The organism is Hydrogenophaga sp. YM1 (genome assembly GCF_016903055.1).
GTDB classification, from domain to species: domain Bacteria; phylum Pseudomonadota; class Gammaproteobacteria; order Burkholderiales; family Burkholderiaceae_C; genus Hydrogenophaga; species Hydrogenophaga borbori.
In genome coordinates this window covers 1915865-1938442 of sequence record NZ_CP070223.1, presented here as the reverse complement: position 1 = coordinate 1938442, position 22578 = coordinate 1915865, and the positions used below count along the sequence as shown (strand labels likewise).

Below are 22578 nucleotides of genomic sequence, written 5' to 3'. Positions count from 1 at the left end.
GGGGTCAGCGGCGCCGGCGCAGCAGCAGGGCCGCGTCCTCGTCGGAGAGTTGGTTCACGCCATCGAGCACGGTGGCGATGTCGGGCGCGGGCCCGGCGTCCGGCGCCGCCACCGGCGCGGCGGAGGGCACCGGGGCGGTGGCGTGCGCCCCGGCGAGAAAGCCCGTGAGGGCCTCGATGGTGGGGTAGTTCCAGGCCAGCGTGGCCGACAGCGGCTGGCCGTGCAGCGGCTCCAGGCGGTTGCGCAGTTCCAGCGCCATGAGCGAGGTCAGGCCCAGGCTGCCCAGGGGCTTGCGCGGGTCGATGCGCGCGGGGTTGAGCTTGAGCACACGGCCCACCACCTCGCGCACCGTGAGCTCCAGGGCGCGGCGGCGTTCGGCCGGGTCGGCGGGCTCGGCCGGTGCCGGTGCGGCCGACGCCGCGCCCTGCTGCGCCGGGGCGGCCTCGGACGCGAACAGGTCGCGCAGCAGCGGCGCCTGGCGCGCGCCGCCCTGCGCGCGCAGCCGCGCCCAGTCAATGGGCATGGCCAGCAGGTGACCGTGCGGCCAGCGCAGGGCCTCGTCGAACAGGGCCAGGGCCTGCGCCGGCGCGAAGGCGCCGATGCCCTGGCGCTGCAGCTCGTCTTGCTGGCGCTGGCCGGTCTCGCCCCGCATCACGCCGGTCTGCGACCACACGCCCCAGCCGATGCTGAGCGCGGGCTGGCCCAGGGCGCGCCGGTACCGCGCCAGGCCGTCGAGGAAGGCGTTGGCCGCCGCGTAGCTGGCCTGCCCGGCCTGCGGCATCAGCGCGGCCATGGACGAGAACAGCACGAAGGCATCGAGCTCGGGCAGCAGGCGGTGCAGGTTCCAGGCGCCGCCCAGCTTCGGGCGCAGCACGGCGGCGAGCGAAGCGGCGTCGAGGTCGCGCACCAGCTGGTCGTCGGTGAGGCCGGCGGCGTGGAAGACGCCACGGATCGGCGGATGGGCCTCGGCGGCGAAGCCCTCGAGCCAGTCGCGCAGGGCGGCTTCGTCGGCCACGTCGAGCGCGACGTGGCGCACGCTGGCGCCCAGCGATTCGAGGCCGCGCACGGCCGCCACGGCGCGGCCCGCGGGCGTGTCCGCGCCCAGGCCCGCCCAGGCGGCGCGCGCCGGCAGCGGCGTGCGCGACAGCACCACGAGGTGGCGCGCGCCCTGCGCCACCAGGCGCTGCGCGATCGGCTGGCCGATGCCGCCCAGGCCGCCGGTGATGAGGTAGCTCGCGTCCGGGCGCCAGCGCGGCGGCGCCTCGGGCGCCCAGGGCGCGCGGCGCAAGCGCGGCTCGAAGCCTTGCGCGCCGCGCAGGGCCAGGGTGCCCGGCGCGGCGCCCGGGAGGGCCTGGGCCAGCGCGAGCGCCGCGTCGCCGGGCGTGGCGGCGGGGTCGAGATCGATCAGCCCCCCCCAGCGCTCGCCCTGCTCCGTCGCCATGACGGCCGCCAGCCCCGACAGCGGCGACTGCGCGAGCGCCAGCGCCGTGGCCTCGGCCGGCGACACGGCCATCGCGCCGCGCGTGACCCACCACAGGCGCGTGCGCGACGCGGGCGGCAGGCGCTCCAGCGCCTGCGCGGTGAGCAGCAGGCGGTGCAAGGCGGCGGCGAGGGTGCCGTCGATGGCGGACAGGTCCAGCGCGCGCAGGTCCACAACCTCGGTGGTGGCGCCCGCCATCGCCTCGGCGGTGGGCAGGGCATCGTGCAGCAGCTCGGCGGTTTCACCGGCTTCCCGCAGGGCCTTCAGGAGTTCGGGGCCCAGGCCGCCGCGATCGGCGATCAGGCACCAGCGTCGCGCGCCCGGTGGCGCGGCGGCGGGGGCCGGCTCGGCGGGCTGCCACCGCAGGTCGTAGAAGGCCTCGCTGGGGCTGGCCATGGAGCGCTCGCCGAGGGGCTGCAGGCGCAGGCCACGCAGCGCCAGCACGGGGCCTTGTTCGTCGAGCAAGGTGGCGTCGATCAGGCCGGCGCCGGCGCGCCGGCGCAGGTGCAGGCTGAGCGCGCCGGGTGCGCCAACGGCACCGGATGGGCCCGTTGGCGCGCGGTGCGCCCGCACCTGTTCGAGGCCCGTCGGCAGGCACAGCTGGCCCTCGGGTGCCAGCAGCGCGGCGGCCTGGAAGCAGGCGTCCAGCACCTCGGGCGCAAAACAAAAACCGGGGACCGCGGCGTCGGGCAAGGCCTGGAGCTGCACCAGCGCCTCGTCGGCCGAGAGCCAGGCGCAGCCGATGCCACGCAGCGGCGCGGCGAAGCCGGCGCCCAGCGCCGACAGCCGCTGGTAGACCGCGTCCGCCGACAGCGCCGCGCCGCGCTGCAGCGCGGCCGTGTCCACGGGGGACGCCGGGCTGGCGCCGCTGGCGGCAGGGGCCGCCAGCCGGGCCCGCGCGTGCGGCAGCCACTCGCTGCCGCTGTGCGTCTGGAACGCCAGCCGCAGGCCGCCCTGCCCGTCCGCGCTGGCCTGCAGTTGCAGCGCGCAGGCCGCATCGGCCTGCAGGTGCAGGGCGCGCTCGAAGCTCAGGCCCTCGAGCACCAGGGGCTGCTCGGGCGACAGCGCGCGCGCGGCCGCGAGCGCGAGCTCCAGGTAGGCCGAGGCCGGCAGCAGCGCGCTGCCATGCAAGGCGTGCCCGAACCAGGCGGGCACGCGCTGCGGATCGATCGACAAGGACCACAGCGCGCCCACCGGGGTGCCCGCGAGTTCGATGCCCGCGCCCAGCACCGGGTGCTGGCTGGGCACCGTTCGCCCATGGCCCTGGGCGCCCGCGGCCGCCCGCTCGGCGGCGGCGATCCAGTGCCGCTCGCGCTGCCAGGGGTAGGTGGGCAAGGTCAGGAAGCGCCCGCCCTCGGGCATCAGGCGCGACCAGTCGGGCGCCACGCCGGCGCAGAACGCGGCGCCCACGGCCGCGAGCCAGGCCGCCTGTTCGGGTTCGCCGCGGCGCGCGCAGCCGATCACCGCCACCTCGGCGCCCGCCGCCTGCGCGGTCTGCTCCACCGAGGGCAGCAGCACCGGGTGCGGCCCCAGCTCGATGAACACCGTGACGCCCTCGTCGAGCAGGCGCTGCACGGCGGCGCCGAAGCGCACCGGCTGGCGCAGGTTGTCGCCCCAGTAGGCGGCGCCCAGTTCGTGCGCCTCGGCGCGGCGAGCCAGCACGGTGGAAATCAGCGGCACGGCCAGCGCCCCGGGGCTCAGCCCCGCGAGTTCGGCGCGCAGTTCCTCGGCCAGGGGCTGCATCTGCGGGCTGTGCGAGGCCACGTCCACCTTCACCAGGCGGCAGAACACGTTCTGCGCGGCCCAGGCGGCCATCAGCGCCTGCACGGCCTCGGGCCGGCCAGAGATGACGCTGGAGCGCGGGCTGTTGCTCACCGCCACCGAGACCTCGTGCTCGTGGCCGGCCAGGCGCCGCTGCGCCTCGTCCATGGGCAGGTCGACCAGGGCCATGGCGCCCTGCCCGCTGGTGCGGCGCATCAGCGCGCTGCGGCGGCAGATGATGCGCATGGCCTCGTCCAGGCTGAGGGCGCCCGCGATGCAGGCCGCCGCCACCTCGCCCATGCTGTGGCCCACCACCGCGTCGGGCCGCACACCCAGCGAGCGCCACAGCTCGGCGTAGGCCAGGGCGATGGCGACCAGCACGGGCTGGATGACGTCGATGCGCTCCAGCAGATGCTTCGGATCGCCGGGTTCGAGCGCCAGTTGCTCGACGATGGACCAATCCACGTAGGGCCGCGCGGCCGCGTCGCAGCGCTCCAGCGCGGCCTTGAACACGGGCTCGCGCGCCATGAGTTCGCGGGCCATGCCGTCCCACTGCGCGCCTTGCCCGGGGCAGATGAAGGCGATGCGCGGGTGGGCCTCGGGCGCGCGCCCTTCGGCCGCGGCCGCCTGGCCATCGCCGTGCTGGCGCAGGGCCTCGGCCATGGCGGCGGCGTCACCGGCCACGAAGGCGGCGCGGTGTTCGTGCGGGGTGCGGCGCGTGGCGGCGTTCCAGCACAGGTCGGCCAGGGGCGCACCCGCCGACAACACGTCGGCGAAGCGCCGCGCCTGGGCGCGCAAGGCGCCTTCGTCGCGGGCGCTGAGCACCAGCAGCGCCGCCTCGCCCGCCGGCGCCACGCGCGGCGCGGGCGTGGCGGAGGCGGCGGGCGCTTCCTGCAGCAGCACATGCGCGTTGGTGCCGGCGATGCCGAAGGCGCTCACGCCCGCCAGGCGCGGCTGGGCGCCGCGTGGCCAGGGCGTGGCCTCGCGCGCCACCACCACGGGAATGTCGGCCCAGGGGATGGCGGGGTTGGGCTGCTGGCAGTGCAGGCTCTGCGGGATGCGCCCATGGTGCAGGGCCAGCGCCGCCTTGATGAGGCCGGCCACGCCGGCCGCGCCCTCGGTGTGGCCGATGTTGGTTTTGACCGAGCCCACGCGCACCGGCTGCGCGGGGTCGCGCCCGGCGCCCAGCACGGCGGCGATGGCCCCGAGCTCGACCGGGTCGCCCGCGCGCGTGCCTGTGCCATGGGCTTCCACGTAGCCCACCTGGGCCGGGTCGATGCCCGCGTCCTCGCAAGCGCTGCGCAGCAGGGCTTCCTGGCCCGCCTGGCTGGGCGTGCCCATCGATCCGCTGGCGCGGCCGTCGTTGTTGAGCGCGCTGCCGCGGATGACGGCGTAGACGCGGTCGCCATCGGCCAGGGCCTTGTCCAGTGGCTTGAGCACCACCAGCCCCGCGCCTTCGCTGCGCACATAGCCGTCGCCGCGGGCGTCGCCGAACTTGCAGCGCCCATCGGGCGCCATCATGCGGCTCTGCGAGTAGGCCACGCTGATGTGCGGCTGCAGGATGATGTTCACGCCGCCGGCGATGGCGATCTCGCTCTCGCCGCTGCGCACGCTGCGCGCCGCCAGGTGCACCGCGGCCAGGGACGATGAGCAGGCCGTGTCCAGCGTGAGGCTGGGGCCGCGCAGGCCCAGCAGGTAGGACAGGCGCCCCGAGCTGGCGTAGCGGCCGCTGCCCGTGGTCATGAAGAAATCCACTCCCTCGGGGTCGGCGAACAGCCGGGCCTCGAAGTCGCTGAGCCACTGGCCCACGAACACACCGGTGCGCGAGCCCTCCAGCCCGCGCGCATCGAGGCCTGCGTCCTCCAGCGCCTCCCAGGCGGTTTCCAGCAGCAGGCGCTGCTGCGGGTCCAGGCGCTCGGCCTCGCGCGGCGAGATGCCGAAGAAGCCGGCGTCGAAGCGGTCGATGCCGTCGAGGAAGCCGCCCCAGCGCGTCATCATGCGGCCCGGCGTGGCCGGGCGCGGGTCGAAGTAATGGCCGAGGTCGATGCGGTCGGCGGGTATCTCGCCGATGGCGTCGACCCCTTCGGCCAGCAGGCGCCAGAAGCCCGTCGGGTCGGTCACGCCACCGGGAAAGCGGCAGCCGATGCCGACGACGGCGATGGGCATCGGTGGGGTCGGGCTCATTCGGCCACCTGCGCGCCATGCGCTGCGGTGCGAGCCCCTTCGGGCGGCCGTGCGGGGCTCATGCCACCACCCTCCCCAGCAGCGGCGCCAGGCTGGCCGACACCTCGGCCAGCAGCGCGTCGCGCTGGGCGTTGAGGTAGAAGTGGTCGCCCGGCAGCACGCGCAAGCGGAAGGGCCCGCTGGACTCGCTGCGCCAGCCCTCCAGGTGTTCGCGCGGCGTCAGCGGATCGTGTGAGCCGCCGAACACCGACAGCGGGCAGGCCAGCGGCGCGCGCCCGGCGGGCGGCGCGTGTGTCTCCAGCGCGTGGATGTCGGCGCGCAGGGACGGCAGCAGCATGGCCATCAGTTCCTCGTGCTCGGCCACCTCGGGCGGAATGCCGCCGTAGCGGCGCTGGATCTCGGCCACGAAGTCGGCGTCGGACAACACGTGCAGCAGCGGGTCGGGGTTGGGCCAGTGCGGCGGGCGCCGGCCCGAAACGAACAGGTGGCCGGGCTGGGGCGCGCCCTCGTGGCGCAGCGCGCGCGCCACTTCGTTGGCCAGCACGGCGCCCATGCTGTGGCCGAACAGGGCGTAGGGCCGGTCCAGGTGCGGCCTCAAGGCGGCCACCACGGCCTCGACGATGGCGTTCAGCCGCGTGACCACCGGATCGTTCAGGCGATTGGCCCGCCCGGGCAGCTGGATGGCGATCAGTTCCACCGCATCGGGCAGGGCATTGCACCAGGGCCGATAGACCGCCGCGCTACCGCCCGCATGGGCGAAACAAAAGAGGCGCAGGCGCGCGCCGGGGCGGGGAACGAAGCGCTGGAACCACGGGCTGTTCATGGCGCGCCCCGGCGGCTGGAGACCTGAGCGTCGACGGCTGGTGCGACCCTGCGTTGCATGATGACTTCCTCTGGCACGCCCTGGGGGACGAACCTGTTCCTCATGTAGAGGGAACGTATGGGTTTTTGGCCTTCGATGTTACCGAATGTATCGTCTCGGGCGGCTCCGCCGACCCCCTATTTCAGTGCCTTTCATCACGTTCCTTCCTCTACCTGTATCAAGTTACGTGCGAGCACCGCGCACAGAGAGAAGAACCGGTGAAATCCGGAGGCCTCCGAATACCCGTTACAGAATGTCGGCCGAGGCCGGCAGGCGATTAGACGGGCACCGGCCGAAGATAGGTAGTAAATATTCACGCAACGGCCCACGAGGGTGTAACCAAGGATGCGGATCAACCAACAGGCGCCCCTCGCGGCCCCGGGCATCGAACTGTGGCTGGTGGACCTCGAGGTCCCGGCGCGCGAACACGAGGCGCCCGCCCCCGGCGACTGGCTGGACGAAGCCGAGCGTGCCCGCGCCGCGCGCTTCCACTTCGAGCGCGACGCCCACCGCTACCGCGCCAGCCACACCGCCCTGCGCCACCTGCTCGCCCAACGCACGGGCGTGGCGGCGGCCGGCCTGCGCTTCGGGGCGGGCCGCCACGACAAGCCGCGCCTGGACCTGCCCGGCGCACCGGCCTTCAACATGAGCCACAGCGGGCGCTGGGCCCTGATCGGCATCGGCGGGCAGGCGCCCATCGGCGTAGACATCGAGGCACCGCGCGAGATGGGCGAGCTGATGGCCCTGGCCGAGCGCAACTTCACCACCACCGAGTGCCGCGAACTGCTGGCCCTGCCCGAGGCCGGGCGCCTGCGCGCCTTCCTGCGCTGCTGGACGCGCAAGGAGGCCTGCCTCAAGGCCATCGGCAGCGGGTTGTCGATCGAGCCCGGCCTGTTCGAGGCCGGCACCACGCCCGAGCAGCGCACCACCACCGTGCCGGTGTCGGGCCAGGCCTGCCAGGTGACGGTGCTCAGCGTGGACGTGGACCGCGAGGCCCTGGCGGCCGTGGCCTGGCTCGAACCCGGCTCACGGCACCTGGCGTTCTAGTCCCGCGAGTCGGGGTCGCCGCGCCGGCCGGTTCAGCCCACCGGGGCCGGCGTGGGCGCCGGCGTGCGTGGCATCTGCGTGAGCACCAGCAGCGTGACCACCGAGGTCACCGCCATCACGCCCAGCAGGGCGGTGAAGCCCGCGGCCTTCACCACCGGCCCGATCAGCCACACCGCCACCGAACTGGCGCCCAGCGACACCGCCAGCCGCATGCCGGCCACGCGCGAGCGCATGCCGTCGTCGACGAAGCGCACGATCATCGCGTCGGTGAAGGGGATGGCGCCGAAGATCGCCGACATGAACAGCAGCTGAATGAACAGGAAGGCCCAGCCGTCGAGCGTGGTGGCCAGTGCCAGCAGCAGCGCCTGCAGGGTGATGACGCCGACGTAGAGCCGCTTGAGCGAGTGCCGGTCGATCAGGTGCCCCACGATCAGCTGCGTGACCGAGGCCACCGCGTAGACCAGCGCCAGCAGCGTGCCGATGCGCGCCGGGTCCTGCGAGACCTCGCGCAGGCGATCGGTCAGCAGCTCGAAGTTGGCGTTGGTGGAGAAGTTGAACAGCAGGCTGCCGCTGGTGGCGGCCATGGTCATGACGAGGAACAGCCGCGCCATCGGCACCCCGGTCACCTGCGCCGCGCCGCCCTTTTTCTTGGCCGGCGCCGCGCTCTCGCGCGAGCCGTAGACGGCGAACAGCAGGCCGCAGGCCAGGCAGACCAGCCCGGGCACCACGAAGGCCACGCGCCAGCCGGCGTACTTCACGAGAAAGCCCGTGACGATGGCCGCGAAGGCCACGCCCAGGTTGCCCGCCAGGCCGTTCACGCCGATGGTCCAGCCCGGGCGCGGCGCGCCCTGCACCAGCATGGGAATGCCCACCGGGTGGTAGATGGACGCGAAGGCGCCCAGCAGCGCCAGCGCCAGCGCCATCTGCATCGGCGTGTTCGTGGCGGCCACGAGCAGCGAGGCCAGGCCCATGCCGAAGAAGAACACCAGCATCATCTTGCGGCGCCCCCAGTGGTCGCCCAGCTTGCCCGCGGGCAGCGAGCCGATGCCGAAGAAGAAGAACGCCGCCACGCCGTAGGGCATGAGGTCCTCCCAGCGCGCCAGGCCGAACTCGGCGGCGATGCTGGTCACGGCGGTGGCGAAGACCAGCAGCATCATGTGGTCCATGGCGTGGCCCACGTTCAACAGGGTCTGGGTGGTCTTGTTGTGCATGGGGGCGATCATCGCCGGTTAAGCTGCGCGGGAGAAATTCAAGACCGCCAGAAATGCGTCCAAAACCGCCAAGCCGCCCCGGTGTGCTGCGCCGGGGTCCCAGCGCCGATGCGCAGGCCGCCAACCGGGTGCCGCGCCCCGTGGCCGCGCTGGCGCGCTCCGACCCCGCCGGCACGGAAATCGCCCCGCACCTGCACGCGCGCGACCAGCTGATCTACGCCATCCGCGGCGTCATGACGATCCGCGCCAAGGGCTTCATCTGGACACTGCCGCCCAGCCACGGCATGTGGATGCCCGCGCACACCGTGCACCAGATCCGCATGGACACCGAGGTGGAGATGCGGACCCTGTACTTCCAGCCCGGCACCGTCACCGGCCAGGGCCGCGACTGCCAGGTGCTGGCGATCACGCCCCTGCTGCGCGAGCTGATCCTGCGCGCGATGACGATCCCGCCGCGCTACGCGCTCGACAGCGCCGACGCGCGCCTGATGGACCTGATCGTCGACGAGGTGGGTTGGCTGGAGCCTCGGCCCCTGTCGCTGAAGCTGCCCGAGGACAAGCGCCTCGCGCGCCTGTGCCAATGGCTGATCGAGAACCCGGGCGAGGCCGCCTCCATCGCCGAACTGGGCCGCGAGGTGGGCCTGTCCGAGCGCAGCGTGATCCGGCTGTTCCCGCAGGAAACGGGCCTGAGCCTGCACCGCTGGCGCCAGCAGGCGCGGCTGATGCGCGCCTTCGCGCTGAGCGACCAGGGCATGAACATCGGGCAGTTGGCGGACGAACTCGGCTACGCCAGCGCCTCGGCCTTCGGGAAGATGTTCGCCAAACAGTTCGGGCGGGCGCCGAGGAAGGTATTGGGTAGGGTGGGGTGAAGGGATGCGGGTTGGCGGGTGTCAGGGCAGGCGCCCTGTGCGGGACGGCTTCACTGCAGCGCCCCTCGCTGCGCGAGGGGTTCCCTGCGATGCTCGGGTGAGCGGCCACGCGGCATAACTCACTGCGCGCGCCTGGCGCGCTCCGTTCAAACAGATGCCGCGAGTCGGTTCACGAAGCGCGCTGCGCGCGCGGGCCACCCACCCTGCGCTTCTCGGCACTGCACAGGCGCCGTCCCGCACAGGGCGCCTCCCCTGACGGCGGATGCCTTGGTGCACCACCGGGGCAACTGCTTCGTTTTCAGGTGCCCGCTTGGGGCCCACAACAATCCTTCTCCCACGTACCGAAAACAGGTCCTTCAGTTGTCAATTGCCCTCGCATCCGGCGGGCTGACCGAGCCACCGGTAGCCACCTTCAGCACATGCGAGTGGATCGTGATTGTCGAAACCCATCGTGGCTGCGGGCTGCCCACAACACAAACGCCTTGGCCCAGTAGACACAAACCTTCTTGGTTTGTAGGCTGTAGCGTAGGTAGCGAACCCGTTTGCGCATCTGATCGAGCAGCTTGACGGACCGGGGAGGCACCCAGTCAAGTTTGTCGGATCTGTTGTACTTGTTTATGTATCCATGCGTGATGCGTTGAAGGATTGATTTCAAAGACCTTTTTGGGGTGCCATGCGGCTTTGTTTAGCGACCGCGGTTGTAGGCATCCGGTATTTGGTCAGATAAACCACAAGTTGGGCCGCTCTTGAACAGTCTGCTCGAAACAAACGCCGAGGCCAATGTGTTAACTAGACTCATCGTCGCGTCCTACGCGTGGCTGCTTGAGTTTGCGTTGTGGATCGCGCTCGCAAGTGCAGCGATTGCGGGATACGAACTCACCTTACCCATCATGAGCGCTCTGGGCGCGACAGTCACACCTGAAATTGCGTGGAAGTTGCTTGGGGCGTTGGTTCTCTCGACCATTACGTTTCTCGTCTTGGCCGTAGTCACCGGCCCATTTCTAGTTCTCATCGATCTCAGGCACTCTGTAAGACAAATCGCGGCACGGCTGGAGCGTGGCAACGAAGTTCGTGTATCGCATCCTTACGAGCGCAGGGACCCAACAATTTGAGAGCCGCGCGGCCTAGCCCTTCGCTCCACCTGACGTTCGCCAGCCGGCTGCGCCGTCTGGTGCCCGCAGGTGAGCTCAAACGTTAGGCATCACAGTCCACCACCTCTGCACGGGAGCCTTGATGGCAGCGTCACTTCCTTATCTTCCTTCGCCCGGATCGCTCAAAAATGCGCTGGAGAAGATCCGATCCGCGGCGACCCCCGACAGAGTGACTAAGGACTTCGTCACTACAGTGCTCCAGATCAAGGGTGGGACAGGCGCGGCCATCCCCCCATACCTCAAGAAGATCGGATTCGTGGCATCGGACGGAGCGCCTACCGATCTCTACAAGAGGTTCCGCAATCCAGCAACAGGTGGCGCCGCGGTTGCCGATGCGATCAAGACCGGATACCGGGAGCTACTCCAAGCGAACGAGTATTTCTACAGGCTAAGCGACAAGGACCTTAAGGCACTCATTGTGCAAGTCGCCGGACTTGCGGCTGATGATCGCGTCTTAGTCCTGACTTTCTCGACTCTGGTGACGCTGCGATCGTTCGCAAACTTCGATACCCCTTCCGACGCGCAGGACGCCACTCCTGTCGTAGGCAACGCGAGTGAAGCTCCCAAGTCAATCTCTCTTCTCGCACCTCCCCAGGCTGGCAAGGTAGGACTCAATCTCGCCTACACGATCAATCTCAACCTGCCTGCAACTTCCGATCAAGCCGTCTTCAATGCAATCTTTCGCAGTCTGAAAGAGCATCTTCTTTCGAGCGATGAGTAAGGCAGCGCTAGAGAGAATCAAGGCCTTCGGCATGACCAATCAGATGGTCATGGAGGACCTCCAACGCATCGGACGAGCGCACAACGTGGATCTCGGCCACGTGTCTTCGGCCGTTAGTGCCCCTGAAGTCGATGACGTTTACTACCCACAGTTCGACGCCGCCGTCCGAGAAGAAGCGGCAGCAATGTCGAAGCACTATGAAGTCTTCTACTCGCTAGAGAAGACAATTCGTGCCCTCGTATCCGAGACGATCGAGGCGGCAGAGAAGCGCGAGGACTGGTGGGCCTCAGCTCGCGTGCCGGCGAGCATTCAGACAGACGTCGCGAGCCGTGTCCAGAAGGAACTGGATGCTGGCGTCACTCGACGGTCTCTAGACGAACTCGACTACACGACATTCGGCGAACTGTCAGTCATCATCGCCGCAAATTGGGACATCTTTGGCGGCCTGTTCAATAGCAAGAAGGCTGTAGAAAAAGTCATGGCGAGCCTAAACGCATTGCGCAATCCCATCGCGCACTGCAGCCCGCTTGCAGAAGACGAAGTTCTAAGGCTGCAACTGACGGTGAGAGACTGGTTCCGCTTGATGGAGTGATGTCTAACCCTTCGCCCGAGTGGACTTCCTCCGGCAAGGCGCTTGGCCCCTTAGCTCAAACATTGAGCGTCTGCTTCTGCGGCAGATAGATGTCCGCTCCTGGCCGTGAGCCGCCATCGTAGTCGACGAAAACCCACTCCCCCCATTCGAGCCAGGACGCATTCCCGCCATCGTTTCACGGTGACCGCCCGCCCTTCAACAGCCGAGGCCGAGCGATGCCCTCGCCCTGCCCAACACATCACCGGCTCACCCCCGCCCGGCACGCCCCAGCAAAGACGACACCTCATCCGCCGCCGCCCGCAGCTTCGGGAGCAGCTGCTCCTTCATCACCGTCGCCGAGGTGCGGTTCGCCTGCCCCGACACGTTGAGCGCCGCGATCACCGCGCCCGCGCGGTTCCTCACCGGCGCTGCGATGGAGATCAGGCCCTCCTCCAGCTCCTGGTTCACCAGCGCCCAACCCTGGCGGCGCACCTGCTGCACTCGCGCCAGGATCTCGGCCGGCTCGGTGGCCGTGTGGCGCGTGTTCGCGCGCCGCTCGCTGGCCTTCAGTCGCGCCTTCACCTCGGCGTCGTCCAGCCCCGCCAGCAGCACACGGCCGAGCGAGGTGCAGTAGGCCGGCAGGCGCGTGCCCACGTTGAGGTTGAGCGAGACGATCTTGTGCGTGTGCACACGCAGCACGTAGACGATGTCGCTTCCGTCCAGCACCGCCGCCGAGCACGATTCGCCCACCGCGTCGGCCAGGCGCTCCATCACCGGCTCGGCCAGGTTCCAGATCGGCATGGACGTGAGGTAGGCAAAGCCCAGGTCCAGGATGCGGGGCGTGAGGCGGTACAGCTTGCCGTCGCTGTCGACGTAGCCCAGGGTCTGCAGGGTGAGCAGGATGCGCCGCGCCCCGGCGCGCGTGAGCCCGCTGCGCGCCGCCACTTCCGACAGGGTCTGCTCTGAGGCTTCGGCGCTGAAGGAACGGATCACCTCCAGCCCACGCGCGAAGGACTGCACGTAGCCATCGCCGGGCGTGGGGGCGTCGGGTGCGCGACGGGCGTGGGTTGCCATGGGCTTTGGTGGACGATTAGAATGATTCGTCAATCGAACAAGTGTTCGTCATTAGAACATCTGGCGATCGGCACGGCAAGCGCCCCTCCCCGCTGTTTCAGCGTTCCGTCCGGAGACCAACCCCCGTGATCAACAAGATCGCTTCCTCGGTGGCCGAGGCCCTGCACGGCGTGCGCGACGGCGCCACCGTGCTCATCGGCGGCTTCGGCACCGCCGGCATTCCCAACGAACTCATCGCCGGCCTGATCGAACAAGGCGCGCGCGACCTCACCGTGGTGAACAACAACGCCGGCAACGGCGAACACGGCCTGGCCGCGCTGCTCAAGACCGGGCGCGTGCGCAAGATCATCTGCAGCTTCCCGCGCCAGGCCGACAGCCAGGTGTTCGACGGCCTGTACCGCTCGAAGCAGATCGAACTCGAACTGGTGCCGCAGGGCAACCTGGCCGAGCGCCTGCGCGCCGCGGGCGCGGGCATCGGCGCCTTCTTCACACCCACGGGTTATGGCACCGAGCTGGCGAAGAACGCCGACGGCTCGCCCAAGGAAACGCGGGTCATCGATGGCCGGCCCTATGTGCTGGAGTACCCCATCCACGGCGACGTGGCGCTCATCAAGGCCGAGCGCGGCGACCGCTGGGGCAACCTGGTCTACCGCAAGGCCGCGCGCAACTTCGGCCCGGTGATGGCCACCGCGGCCAGGCGCTGCATCGCCAGCGTGTTCGACATCGCCGAACTCGGCTCGCTCGACCCCGAGACCATCGTCACCCCTGGCATCCACGTCAGCGCGGTGGTAAAGATAGCGCGCGTGGCCACGCAGGCCGGCGGCTTCAAGGAGGCCGCATGAACATGGACCCCCACGCTCCGCCGCTTCGCGGGTCGCTGCCCCCCGGGGGGGCTGAGCCGCCTTCGGGCGGCCGTGCAGCGGCTCGCACCTACACCCCGCGCACGAAAGACGCGCTCGCGAAGCGCGTCGCGCAGGACATCCACGACGGCGCCTACGTCAACCTGGGCATCGGCCAGCCCACGCTGGTGGCCAACCACCTGCCGCCCGGCATCGAGGTAATCCTGCACAGCGAGAACGGCATCCTCGGCATGGGCCCGGCGCCGGCCAGCGGCCAGGAGGACTACGACCTCATCAACGCCGGCAAGCAGCCCGTGAGCCTGCTGCCCGGCGGTGCCTTCTTCCACCACGCCGACAGCTTCGCCATGATGCGCGGCGGCCACCTGGACATCTGCGTGCTGGGCGCCTTCCAGGTCTCGGCCACGGGCGACCTGGCCAACTGGAGCACCGGCGAGCCCGGCAGCATCCCGGCCGTGGGCGGCGCCATGGACCTGGCCATCGGCGCCAAACAGACCTGGGTGATGATGGACCTGCTCACCAAGCAAGGCGCGAGCAAGGTGGTGTCGCAATGCAGCTACCCGCTCACCGGCATCGGCTGCGTCAAGCGCATCTACAGCGACCTGGCCACGCTCGAATGCACGCCCCAGGGCCTGCGCCTGATCGACACGGTCGAAGGCCTTTCTCTCGACGAACTGCAGCGCCTCGTGGGCCTGCCCATCGCCGCCCCGGCCACGCCCGCCTGAACCCCTTCACTTTTCCGGAGAACCCATGAGCACCCGCCAAGCCTTCATCTGCGACGCCATCCGCACCCCCTTCGGCCGCTACGGCGGCGCGCTGTCCAGCGTGCGCACCGACGACCTCGGTGCGATCCCCATCAAGGCCTTGATGGAGCGCAACCCGACCGTGGACTGGGCCGCCGTGGTCGACGTGCTGTACGGCTGCGCCAACCAGGCCGGCGAGGACAACCGCAACGTGGCGCGCATGGCCGCGCTGCTGGCGGGCCTGCCGATCGAGGTGCCCGGCGCCACCATCAACCGCCTTTGCGGCTCGGGCCTGGACGCGGTGGGCAGCGCGGCGCGCGCCATCAAGGCCGGCGAGGCGGGTCTGATGATCGCCGGCGGCGTGGAGAGCATGAGCCGCGCGCCCTTCGTCATGCCCAAAGCCGAGAGCGCCTTCAGCCGCGCCAACGCGGTGTACGACACCACCATCGGCTGGCGCTTCGTCAACAAGCTCATGAAGGCGCAGTACGGCGTGGACTCCATGCCCGAGACGGCCGAGAACGTGGCGGTTGACCACAAGATCGAGCGCGAGGCCCAGGACCGCATGGCCCTGGCCAGCCAGCTCAAAGCCGTGGCCGCGCAGAAGGCCGGCCACCTGGCGCGCGAGATCGTGCCGGTGACCATCCCGCAGAAGAAGGGCGAGCCAGTCATCGTCGACAAGGACGAGCACCCGCGCGAAACCAGTCTGGAGGCGCTGGCCAAGCTCAAGGGCGTGGTCAGGCCCGAGGGCAGCGTCACCGCCGGCAACGCCAGCGGCGTGAACGACGGCGCCTGCGCCCTGCTGCTGGCCGATGAGGCGAGCGCGGCCAAGCACGGCCTCACGCCCAAGGCGCGCGTGGTCGGCATGGCCACGGCCGGCGTGGCGCCGCGCGTGATGGGCATCGGCCCCGCGCCCGCCACCGAGAAGGTGCTCGCGCTCACCGGCCTCACGCTGGAGCAGATGGACGTGATCGAGCTCAACGAGGCCTTCGCGGCCCAGGGCCTGGCGGTGCTGCGCATGCTCGGCCTCAAGGACGACGATGCGCGCGTGAACGCCTGGGGCGGCGCCATCGCCCTGGGCCACCCGCTGGGCGCCAGCGGCGCCCGCCTGGCCACCACGGCCGTCAACCGCCTGCACGCCACGGGCGGGCGCTACGCGCTGTGCACCATGTGCATCGGCGTGGGCCAGGGCATCGCGGTGATCGTCGAGAAGGTCTGACGGCGCCCAGTCCGCACGCCTGGGCGTTCACTTCACCCAGGCGTCGAACTGCTCGGCGCTGGCCAGCCCGCGTTCGAGCACGAGCTCGCGCAGCGGCCGGCCCGAGGCCTGCACCTCGCGGTACAGCAGGGCCGCTTCCTCGTGCCCGATGCGCTTGGCCAACAGCGTGGCCTGCAGCATCGCGGGCGAGAGCGTGGCCGCGATGCGCTCGCGGTCGGCCTCCATGCCGCGCACGGCATGTTCCTCGAAGCTGCGCATGCCATCGGCCAGCAGGCGGATGCTCTGCAGCAGGTTGTGCGCCAGCAGCGGCTTGGCGGCGTGCATCTGGAACTGCCCCAGCGTGGCGCCGACGCCGATGCTCACGTCGTTGCCCATCACCTGCGCGCACACCATGAGCAGCGATTCGCACTGCGTGGGGTTGACCTTGCCCGGCATGATGGAACTGCCGGGCTCATTGGCCGGCAGCCGCCATTCACCCAACCCCGGGCTGGCCTCCCAGCGCAGGTCGTCGGCGATCTTGCACAGCGCCAGCGCCAGCCCCCGCAGCGCGCCATGCAGCTGCAGCAGCGCGTCGTGCGCGGCCTGGGCCGCGTAGGGGTTGTCGGCGCGGCGCAGCGGCAGGCCGGTGGCCTCGCTCAAGGCCTCGGCCATGCGCAGGCCGAAGTCGGGGTGGGCGTTGGCGCCGCTGCCCACCGCCGTGCCGCCGATGGCCAGGCCCTGCACCGCGCGCAGCGCCGGCGCCAGCGCGGCCCCGGCCTGATCGAGCTGCGCCACCCAGGCCAGCAGCTCGTCGGCCAGCGTCAGCGGCAGCGCGTGCTGCAGGTGGGTGCGGCCGGTCTTCATCACCCCGCGCACGCCCTCGGCCTTGGCGGCGAGCGTGTCGCGCAGGGCGCGCAGCGCCGGTTGCAAGGCGCGCTCCACGCCCAGCAGCGCGGCCAGGTGGATGGCGGTGGGAATGGTGTCGTTGGACGACTGGCCGAGGTTGACCTCGTCGTTCGGATGCACCGGCCGGCCCAGCAGCGCCGAGGCCCGGTGCGCGATCACCTCGTTCATGTTCATGTTGCTCTGGGTGCCGGAGCCGCTCTGCCACAGCGACAGGGGAAACGCGTTGGGCCAGCGGCCATCCACCACCTCGGCGGCGGCCTGCGCGATGGCATCGGCCACGGGCCGCTCCAGCGTGCCCAGGCTGGCGTTCACGCGCGCCGCGCAGCGCTTGATGAGCGCCAGCGCGTGCAGCAGCTCGGGCGGCATCTTCTCGGTGGAAATGGCGAAGTGGCCGATGGCCCGCTGCGTCTGCGCGCCCCAGGGGGCGTCGGCGGGGATCTGGATCTCGCCCCAGGCATCGTGTTCGGTGCGGGGCGAAGGCGAAGGTGGGTTCATGGCGTCGTCCTGGCATCGGGTGGCCGTTTTGGCGACCGTGGGGCGACCGGCAAGCGGTGTGCCCATCGGCCCCCGGTCCGCCAGCTTGAGGCCCGCGCTTGACGTTCGTCAAGCGGCCGGGCCCGCCCCCATGCTGCAATCCCTGGCATGCCCGCCACGCCTGTCTTTTCCGCGCGCGCCCTCACCAAGGTGTACGGCGAAGGCCCCACCGCGGTGCACGCCCTGCGCGGCGTCGACCTGGACGTGATGCCGGGCGAGTTCGTCGTGCTGCTCGGGGCCTCGGGCAGCGGCAAGAGCACGCTGCTCAACATCCTGGGCGGACTCGACTCCCCCTCGGGCGGCTCGGCGCGCTGGACGCACGCCGGCGAGACCCACGAGCTGGCGGGCGCCAGCGACGCCGAGCTCACGCGCTACCGGCGCGAGCACGTGGGCTTCGTGTTCCAGTTCTACAACCTCATCGCCAGCCTCACCGCGCGCGAGAACGTGGCCCTGGTGACCGACCTCGCCACCGACCCCATGGCGCCCGAGGAAGCGCTCGCGCTCGTGGGCCTAGAAGGGCGTCTGGACCATTTCGCGTCCCAGCTCTCCGGCGGCGAGCAGCAGCGCGTGGCCATCGCGCGCGCCATCGCCAAGCGCCCCGAGGTGCTGCTGTGCGACGAGCCCACCGGCGCGCTGGACTGCGCCACCGGCGTGCGCGTGCTGGAAGCCATCGAGCGGGTGAACCGCGAACTGGGCACCACCACCGTGGTCATCACGCACAACGCGCCCATCGCGCAGATGGCCGATCGCGTCTTGCGCCTGGCCGACGGGCGCATCGCCTCGGTGCAGGCCAACCCGAGCAAGCTCGCCGCCGCGGCGCTGAGCTGGTGACCAGCGAGGCCGGGCCCATGCGCGCACTGAACATCAAGCTGGGCCGCGACCTGTGGCGCCTGCGCGCCCAGGTGCTGACCATCGCCATGGTGGTGGCCATCGGCGTGGGCGGCTTCGTCGGCCTGTTCTCGGTGCACGCGTCCCTGCTGGACGCGCGCGAACGGTTCTACGCCAGCCACCGCCTGGCCGACGTGTTCGTCGCGCTCAAGCGCGCGCCGCTGGCGCTGCGCGAGCGCATCGCCGCCCTGCCCGGCGTGGCCGAGGTGAAGACCGGTCTGGCCTTCGACGCGCGCGTCGATCTGGGCGACCCCGGCCCGCCCGTGACGGGCCGCTTCGTGGCGCTGGACCTGGCGCGCGTGCAGCGCGGCGAACAGGGGCTCAACGCCTTGCGGCTGCGCGAGGGGCGCTGGCCCGAGGCGGGCACCACCCTGGAAGCGCTGGTGAGCGAGGCCTTCGCCAAGGCGCGCGGCCTCAAGCCCGGCGACAGCGCGCGGGCCGTGCTCAACGGCCGGCAGCAGACGGTGCGCATCGTCGGCCTGGCGATCTCGCCCGAGTACGTGTTCGCCTCCGGCGGCGCCGCGCCCGACGAGCGCAGCTTCGGCATCTGGTGGACCGACGCGCGCCGCCTGGGCGAGCTGCTGGACCTGCAAGGCGCCTTCAACCAGGCCGCGCTGCGGCTGGACAGCGGCGCCTCCAGCGAGGCCGTCATCGACGCGCTGGACCGCCTGCTCGAACCCTATGGCTCGCTGGGCGCGGTGGCGCGCGCCGACCAGCTCTCGGCGCGCGTGGTGGACGACGAACTCGACCAGCTGCGCGTGATGGGCACGGTGCTGCCCGCCATCTTTCTTGGCGTGGCGATGTTCATCCTCAATGGCGTGTTGGCGCGCCAGGTGGCCACGCAGCGCCCGCAGATCGCCGCGCTCAAGGCCCTGGGCTACGACGACGCGGTCATCGGCAGGCATTACCTGCAGCTGGCGCTGGTGGTGGCCGGCCTGGGCGTGCTCGGCGGGCTGCTGCTCAGCGCCGTCATCGGCCGGCTCATGCTGGGCCTGTACGAGCCGGTGTTCCGCTTCGATGCCCTGGCCTACCGCACCACGGCCGCCGCCGTAGGCGTGTCGGTGCTGCTGTCGCTGCTGGCGGCGGGCCTGGGCACCTGGGCCTCGATCCGCGCCGTGGTGCGGCTGCGCCCGGCCCAGGCCATGCTGCCGCCGGCACCGCCGCACTACCGGCGCACGCTGCTGGAGCGCCTGGCGGGCCGGCGCGTGCGCGCCGCGCCGCTGCTGGTGCTGCGCGACGTGCAGCACCGGCCCTGGCGTACCGCCTTCACCATCGGCGGCGTGGCCATGGCCATGGCGCTGCAGATCTCGGGCGCCTTCTGGCTCGACGCCATCGCCCACATCGTGGACGTGCAGTTCCGCCAGGTGCAGCCCGGCAACGTGGCGCTGCAGTTCGAGCCGCGCGCGCCCGAGGGCGTGCTGCACGAGTTGCGCCGCCTGCCCGGCGTGCTGCAGGCCGAGGGCTACCGCAACGAGGCCGTGCGCGTGCACCACGGCGCGCGCTGGAAAGACGCCAGCGTCGGCGGCATGCCACCGGGGGCGCGGCTGCTGCGCGTGGTGGACGATCCGCTCGGCGCGGTGGAACTGCCCGACGAGGGCCTCGTGCTGTCGCACCTGCTCGCGCGCGCCCTGGACGCGCGCGTGGGCGACACCGTGACGGTGGTGTTTCGCACCGGCCACCGGCGCCAGATCGACCTGCCCGTGGTGGCCGAGGTGCACGCGCTCATGGGCCAGCAGGCCTACATGCGCCTGTCCACCCTGCAGCGCCTCACGCGCGACGGCGCGGGCCTGTCGCAAGCCGTGCTGCAGGTGGACCCGGCCTCGATGCCGGCGTTCTGGTCGGCCGTGAAGGCCGCGCCCTCGATCGGCGGGGTGTTCGACAAGCGCTCGGTCCAACAGACCTTCGACGAGCGCACCCAGCACAACATGGGGGCCTTCAGCGCCATCCTCACGCTGTTCGCCATCGCCATGGCGGTGGGCATCACCTACAACGCCGCGCGCATCGCGCTGTCCGAACGCGCCTGGGACCTGGCCAGCCTGCGCGTGCTGGGCATGACGCGCGCCGAGGTCTCGGTGCTGCTGCTGGGCCAGCTCGCCGTGGAGTTGCTGCTGGCGCTGCCGCTGGGCCTGCTCGCGGGGCGCGCGCTGGCCGGCCTGCTCATGCGCCTCATGTCATCGGACAACATCGACTTTCCCGTGATCATCGCGCCGTCCACCTACGCGTGGGCGGCGCTCATCGTGCTGGCCGCGGGCGCGGCCAGTGCCCTGCTCGTGCGCCGCCACGTCGACCGGCTCGACCTGGTGGCTGTTCTGAAGGTGCGCGAATGAACGACGACACAACCCCGCGCAGACGCCGCGTGCGCCTCATCACCGCCGCCACGGCCGTGGCCCTGGCCATCGCCGCCCTGCTCGCCTGGGCCTTGCGGCCCGCGGCCTTGCCGGTGGAGATCGCCACCGTGCAGCGCGGCGACTTCGAACAAGCCATCGAGGAGGACGGCGTGCTGCGCCTGCTGCAGCGCTACACCGTGGCGGCACCCACCGCCGGCGAGCTGCTGCGGCCCGGCCTGAAGGTGGGCGACACCGTCGCCGAGGGCGAGCCGTTGGCCGTGCTGCGGCCCGCGGCGCCATCGATGATCGACAGCCGCACGCGCGAGGTCTTGCGCCAGCGCGTGGGCAGCGCCGAGGCCGCTCTGGCGGCCACGCGGGCGCAGGCGGCGCGCTCGCAGGCCGCCCTGGCCCAGGCCGAGCTGGACGCTCGGCGCAGCGAGGAACTGGCGCGCGCGCAGTTCGTGGCGCCGTCGGCGCGCGAACAGGCCCAGCTCAACCTCACGGCGGCGCGCCAGGCCCTGGCCGGTGCGCAGGCCGAGCAGCGCGTGGCGGCACACGGACTGAGCGAGGCGCGCGCGGCACTGGCGCGCGCCGACGGCGGCGGCGACGCCAGCGAGGGCTTGTGGACGCTGCGCAGCCCGATCGCGGGCCGCGTGATCGCGGTGCACCGCGACAGCGCGGGCCCGGTGGGCGCAGGGCAGGCCCTGATGGAGCTGGGCGACACCACGCGGCTGGAAGCCATCGTGGACCTGCTGTCGGGCGACGCGGCGCGCGTGCCGCCGGGCGCGGCGGTCACGCTGCAGGCGGGCAGCGGCCTGCCGGCCTTGCCGGGGCGCGTCACACGCGTGGAGCCGGTGGCCTTCACCAAGGTGTCCGCGCTCGGCATCGAGGAGCAGCGCGTCAACGTGCACGTGGAGCCGGCCGCTCCCTGGCCCGGCCAGTTGCCGCTGGGCGATGGCTACCGCGTCGAGGCCCGCATCGTGACGCTGGCGCAGGCCGACGCGCTGCTGGTGCCGAACGCGGCCCTGGTGCGCACGCCCACCGGCTGGCAGGTTTTCGTGGTGGACGGGGACGGGAGGGCGCGGGCGCGCGCCCTCACCCTGGGGCCGCGCGGCACCGAGCAGGCCGTCGCCACCGATGGGCTGCGCGCCGGCGAGCGGGTGGTGCTGTACCCGGGCAACGGGGTGCGCGAGGGACAGCGCGTGCGCGAGCGCTGAGGCCTGGCATCCGCTGCGGCCATCACCGGCGTGGGTCGCTAGGCCCGCAGCGCCGCACGGACCTCGCGCACCAGCGCCTGCGCCGTCAGCGACAGCGCGCGCCCGCGCTTGGTCACGATGCAGATGTCGCGCGAGACGCGCGGCGCGCTCAGCGGCAGCACCGCCAGTTCTTGCGGCCGCGCCGCGCGCGCATACGCCGCCGGCATGATGGCAATGGCCATGCCGGCGCGCGTCATCCACAGCGCGGTGGAGAGGAAGGTCACCTCGTGCACCACGCGCAGCCGCACGCCCGCGCGCGCCGCGCTGGCATCGATCAGCGGCCGCACGCCGTAGCCCGGGCGCACGGTGATCACCGGCTGGCCGTCCAGGTCGGCCCAGCGCAGGCGCGAGCGGCCCGCCAGCGCATGCCCCGCCGGGCAGACCACCGCCAGGTGGTCGCGCACCAGGGTGTCGGTGTCCACGTCGGCGCCGGCCTGTTCGGGCACGCCGATGCCGAAGTCCACCTGCTCGCCCACCACGCGCGACACGAACTGGTCGGGCGCGCAATCGTTGATGTCGACGTGGATGCCCGGGTGGCGCTCGCGAAAGCGCACCACCGCCGCCGGCAGCAGCAGCTCGGCCAGCGTGGGCGTGACGGCCACGCTCACGCGCCCACGCCGCAGCTGCGACAGCTCCAGCGTGCCCGCGCCCAGGGCCTCGGCGTCGCGCAGGATGCGCTCGGCCAGCACGATGGCCTCGTGCGCGGCCTGGGTGGGCTGCAGGGTGCGGGTGGTGCGGTCGAACAGGCGCGCGCCCAGGCCCTCTTCCAACTGCCGCAGCGACAGGCTCACCGCCGACTGCGTGACCGACAGCTGCTCGGCCGCCGCGCTCACCTTGCGCAGGTGGTAGACCGCCGCGAAGGCGCGCAGCTGGCGCATGCTGGGGAGGAAGCGGGCGTCTGTATTCATGAGTTCAAATAATAAATGGTTCGATAAGTTTTA

17 protein-coding genes are annotated in these 22578 nt (G+C 71.5%); 11 read left to right on the top strand and 6 right to left on the bottom strand.

Features of this window, described 5'->3' with window-relative positions; translation table 11 throughout:
* Window positions 1-4: 4 nt before the first annotated feature.
* On the bottom strand, window positions 5-5425 hold the full coding sequence (locus JNX00_RS09210) for a type I polyketide synthase (RefSeq protein ID WP_204744760.1): 5421 nt from the start codon (window positions 5423-5425) through the stop codon (window positions 5-7).
* Window positions 5426-5483: 58 nt separating this feature from the next.
* On the bottom strand, window positions 5484-6248 hold the full coding sequence (locus tag JNX00_RS09205) for an alpha/beta fold hydrolase (protein WP_070398030.1): 765 nt from the start codon (window positions 6246-6248) through the stop codon (window positions 5484-5486).
* A 384-nt stretch (window positions 6249-6632) separates the two neighbouring features.
* Here JNX00_RS09205 and JNX00_RS09200 point away from each other — a divergent pair, with 384 nt between their 5' ends.
* On the top strand, window positions 6633-7334 hold the full coding sequence (locus JNX00_RS09200) for a 4'-phosphopantetheinyl transferase superfamily protein (RefSeq protein ID WP_070398031.1): 702 nt from the start codon (window positions 6633-6635) through the stop codon (window positions 7332-7334).
* A gap of 32 nt (window positions 7335-7366) precedes the next feature.
* On the opposite strand, the gene JNX00_RS09195 is transcribed toward JNX00_RS09200, so the two are convergent.
* The gene (locus JNX00_RS09195; RefSeq protein WP_239478292.1) at window positions 7367-8545 is read right to left on the bottom strand and encodes an MFS transporter; all 1179 of its coding nucleotides are present in this window, start codon (window positions 8543-8545) and stop codon (window positions 7367-7369) included.
* 83 nt (window positions 8546-8628) lie between these two features.
* Between JNX00_RS09195 and JNX00_RS09190 the strand changes: the two genes are divergently transcribed.
* The 4 genes from JNX00_RS09190 to JNX00_RS09175 all read left to right on the top strand — a co-directional run bounded on the left by JNX00_RS09190 (window position 8629) and on the right by JNX00_RS09175 (window position 11878).
* Window positions 8629-9414: a helix-turn-helix transcriptional regulator gene (locus JNX00_RS09190; RefSeq protein WP_204744758.1), complete on the top strand. Its 786-nt coding sequence runs from the start codon at window positions 8629-8631 to the stop codon at window positions 9412-9414.
* A 746-nt stretch (window positions 9415-10160) separates the two neighbouring features.
* Window positions 10161-10526, top strand: coding sequence for a hypothetical protein (locus JNX00_RS09185; protein WP_204744757.1), 366 nt, complete (start codon window positions 10161-10163; stop codon window positions 10524-10526).
* A 121-nt stretch (window positions 10527-10647) separates the two neighbouring features.
* Entirely contained in the window at window positions 10648-11286 is a 639-nt protein-coding gene (locus JNX00_RS09180) for a DUF5343 domain-containing protein (protein ID WP_204744756.1), read from the top strand.
* Window positions 11287-11317: 31 nt separating this feature from the next.
* Complete coding sequence (locus JNX00_RS09175; protein WP_204744755.1) at window positions 11318-11878, top strand: Swt1 family HEPN domain-containing protein; 561 nt, start codon at window positions 11318-11320, stop codon at window positions 11876-11878.
* A gap of 246 nt (window positions 11879-12124) precedes the next feature.
* Here JNX00_RS09175 and JNX00_RS09170 read toward each other — a convergent pair whose 3' ends face one another.
* Complete coding sequence (locus JNX00_RS09170; RefSeq protein ID WP_070398033.1) at window positions 12125-12931, bottom strand: IclR family transcriptional regulator C-terminal domain-containing protein; 807 nt, start codon at window positions 12929-12931, stop codon at window positions 12125-12127.
* Window positions 12932-13056: 125 nt separating this feature from the next.
* On the opposite strand from JNX00_RS09170, the gene JNX00_RS09165 reads away from it, so the two are divergent.
* The 3 genes from JNX00_RS09165 to pcaF are packed head-to-tail and all read left to right on the top strand — an operon-like array spanning window position 13057 to window position 15747.
* Window positions 13057-13773 (top strand): 3-oxoacid CoA-transferase subunit A, encoded by a 717-nt coding sequence (locus JNX00_RS09165; protein WP_070398034.1) that lies wholly within the window; start codon window positions 13057-13059, stop codon window positions 13771-13773.
* Window positions 13770-14513 carry a 3-oxoacid CoA-transferase subunit B gene (locus tag JNX00_RS09160; RefSeq protein ID WP_239478291.1) on the top strand — a complete coding sequence of 248 codons (744 nt, stop codon included), beginning with the start codon at window positions 13770-13772 and terminating at the stop codon, window positions 14511-14513. Before JNX00_RS09165 ends, JNX00_RS09160 begins: the two co-directional genes overlap by 4 nt.
* Window positions 14514-14538: 25 nt before the next feature.
* The gene (pcaF, locus tag JNX00_RS09155; RefSeq protein WP_070398036.1) at window positions 14539-15747 is read left to right on the top strand and encodes a 3-oxoadipyl-CoA thiolase; all 1209 of its coding nucleotides are present in this window, start codon (window positions 14539-14541) and stop codon (window positions 15745-15747) included.
* Window positions 15748-15774: 27 nt separating this feature from the next.
* On the opposite strand, the gene JNX00_RS09150 is transcribed toward pcaF, so the two are convergent.
* A complete protein-coding gene (locus tag JNX00_RS09150; RefSeq protein WP_204744754.1) occupies window positions 15775-17127 on the bottom strand; it encodes a class II fumarate hydratase in 1353 nt (450 codons plus the stop codon).
* A gap of 147 nt (window positions 17128-17274) precedes the next feature.
* On the opposite strand from JNX00_RS09150, the gene JNX00_RS09145 reads away from it, so the two are divergent.
* From JNX00_RS09145 to JNX00_RS09135, 3 genes are read left to right on the top strand one after another with little or no spacing between them, the layout of a single operon-like run.
* Window positions 17275-17997 (top strand): ABC transporter ATP-binding protein, encoded by a 723-nt coding sequence (locus JNX00_RS09145; RefSeq protein ID WP_070398038.1) that lies wholly within the window; start codon window positions 17275-17277, stop codon window positions 17995-17997.
* Window positions 17998-18014: 17 nt separating this feature from the next.
* Window positions 18015-20381, top strand: coding sequence for an ABC transporter permease (locus tag JNX00_RS09140; RefSeq protein WP_204744753.1), 2367 nt, complete (start codon window positions 18015-18017; stop codon window positions 20379-20381).
* Window positions 20378-21598, top strand: coding sequence for an HlyD family efflux transporter periplasmic adaptor subunit (locus JNX00_RS09135; RefSeq protein WP_204744752.1), 1221 nt, complete (start codon window positions 20378-20380; stop codon window positions 21596-21598). Before JNX00_RS09140 ends, JNX00_RS09135 begins: the two co-directional genes overlap by 4 nt.
* 38 nt (window positions 21599-21636) lie before the next feature.
* Here the strand turns inward: JNX00_RS09135 and JNX00_RS09130 are convergent, their stop codons facing one another.
* On the bottom strand, window positions 21637-22545 hold the full coding sequence (locus tag JNX00_RS09130) for a LysR family transcriptional regulator (RefSeq protein ID WP_070398040.1): 909 nt from the start codon (window positions 22543-22545) through the stop codon (window positions 21637-21639).
* Window positions 22546-22578 lie beyond the last annotated feature (33 nt).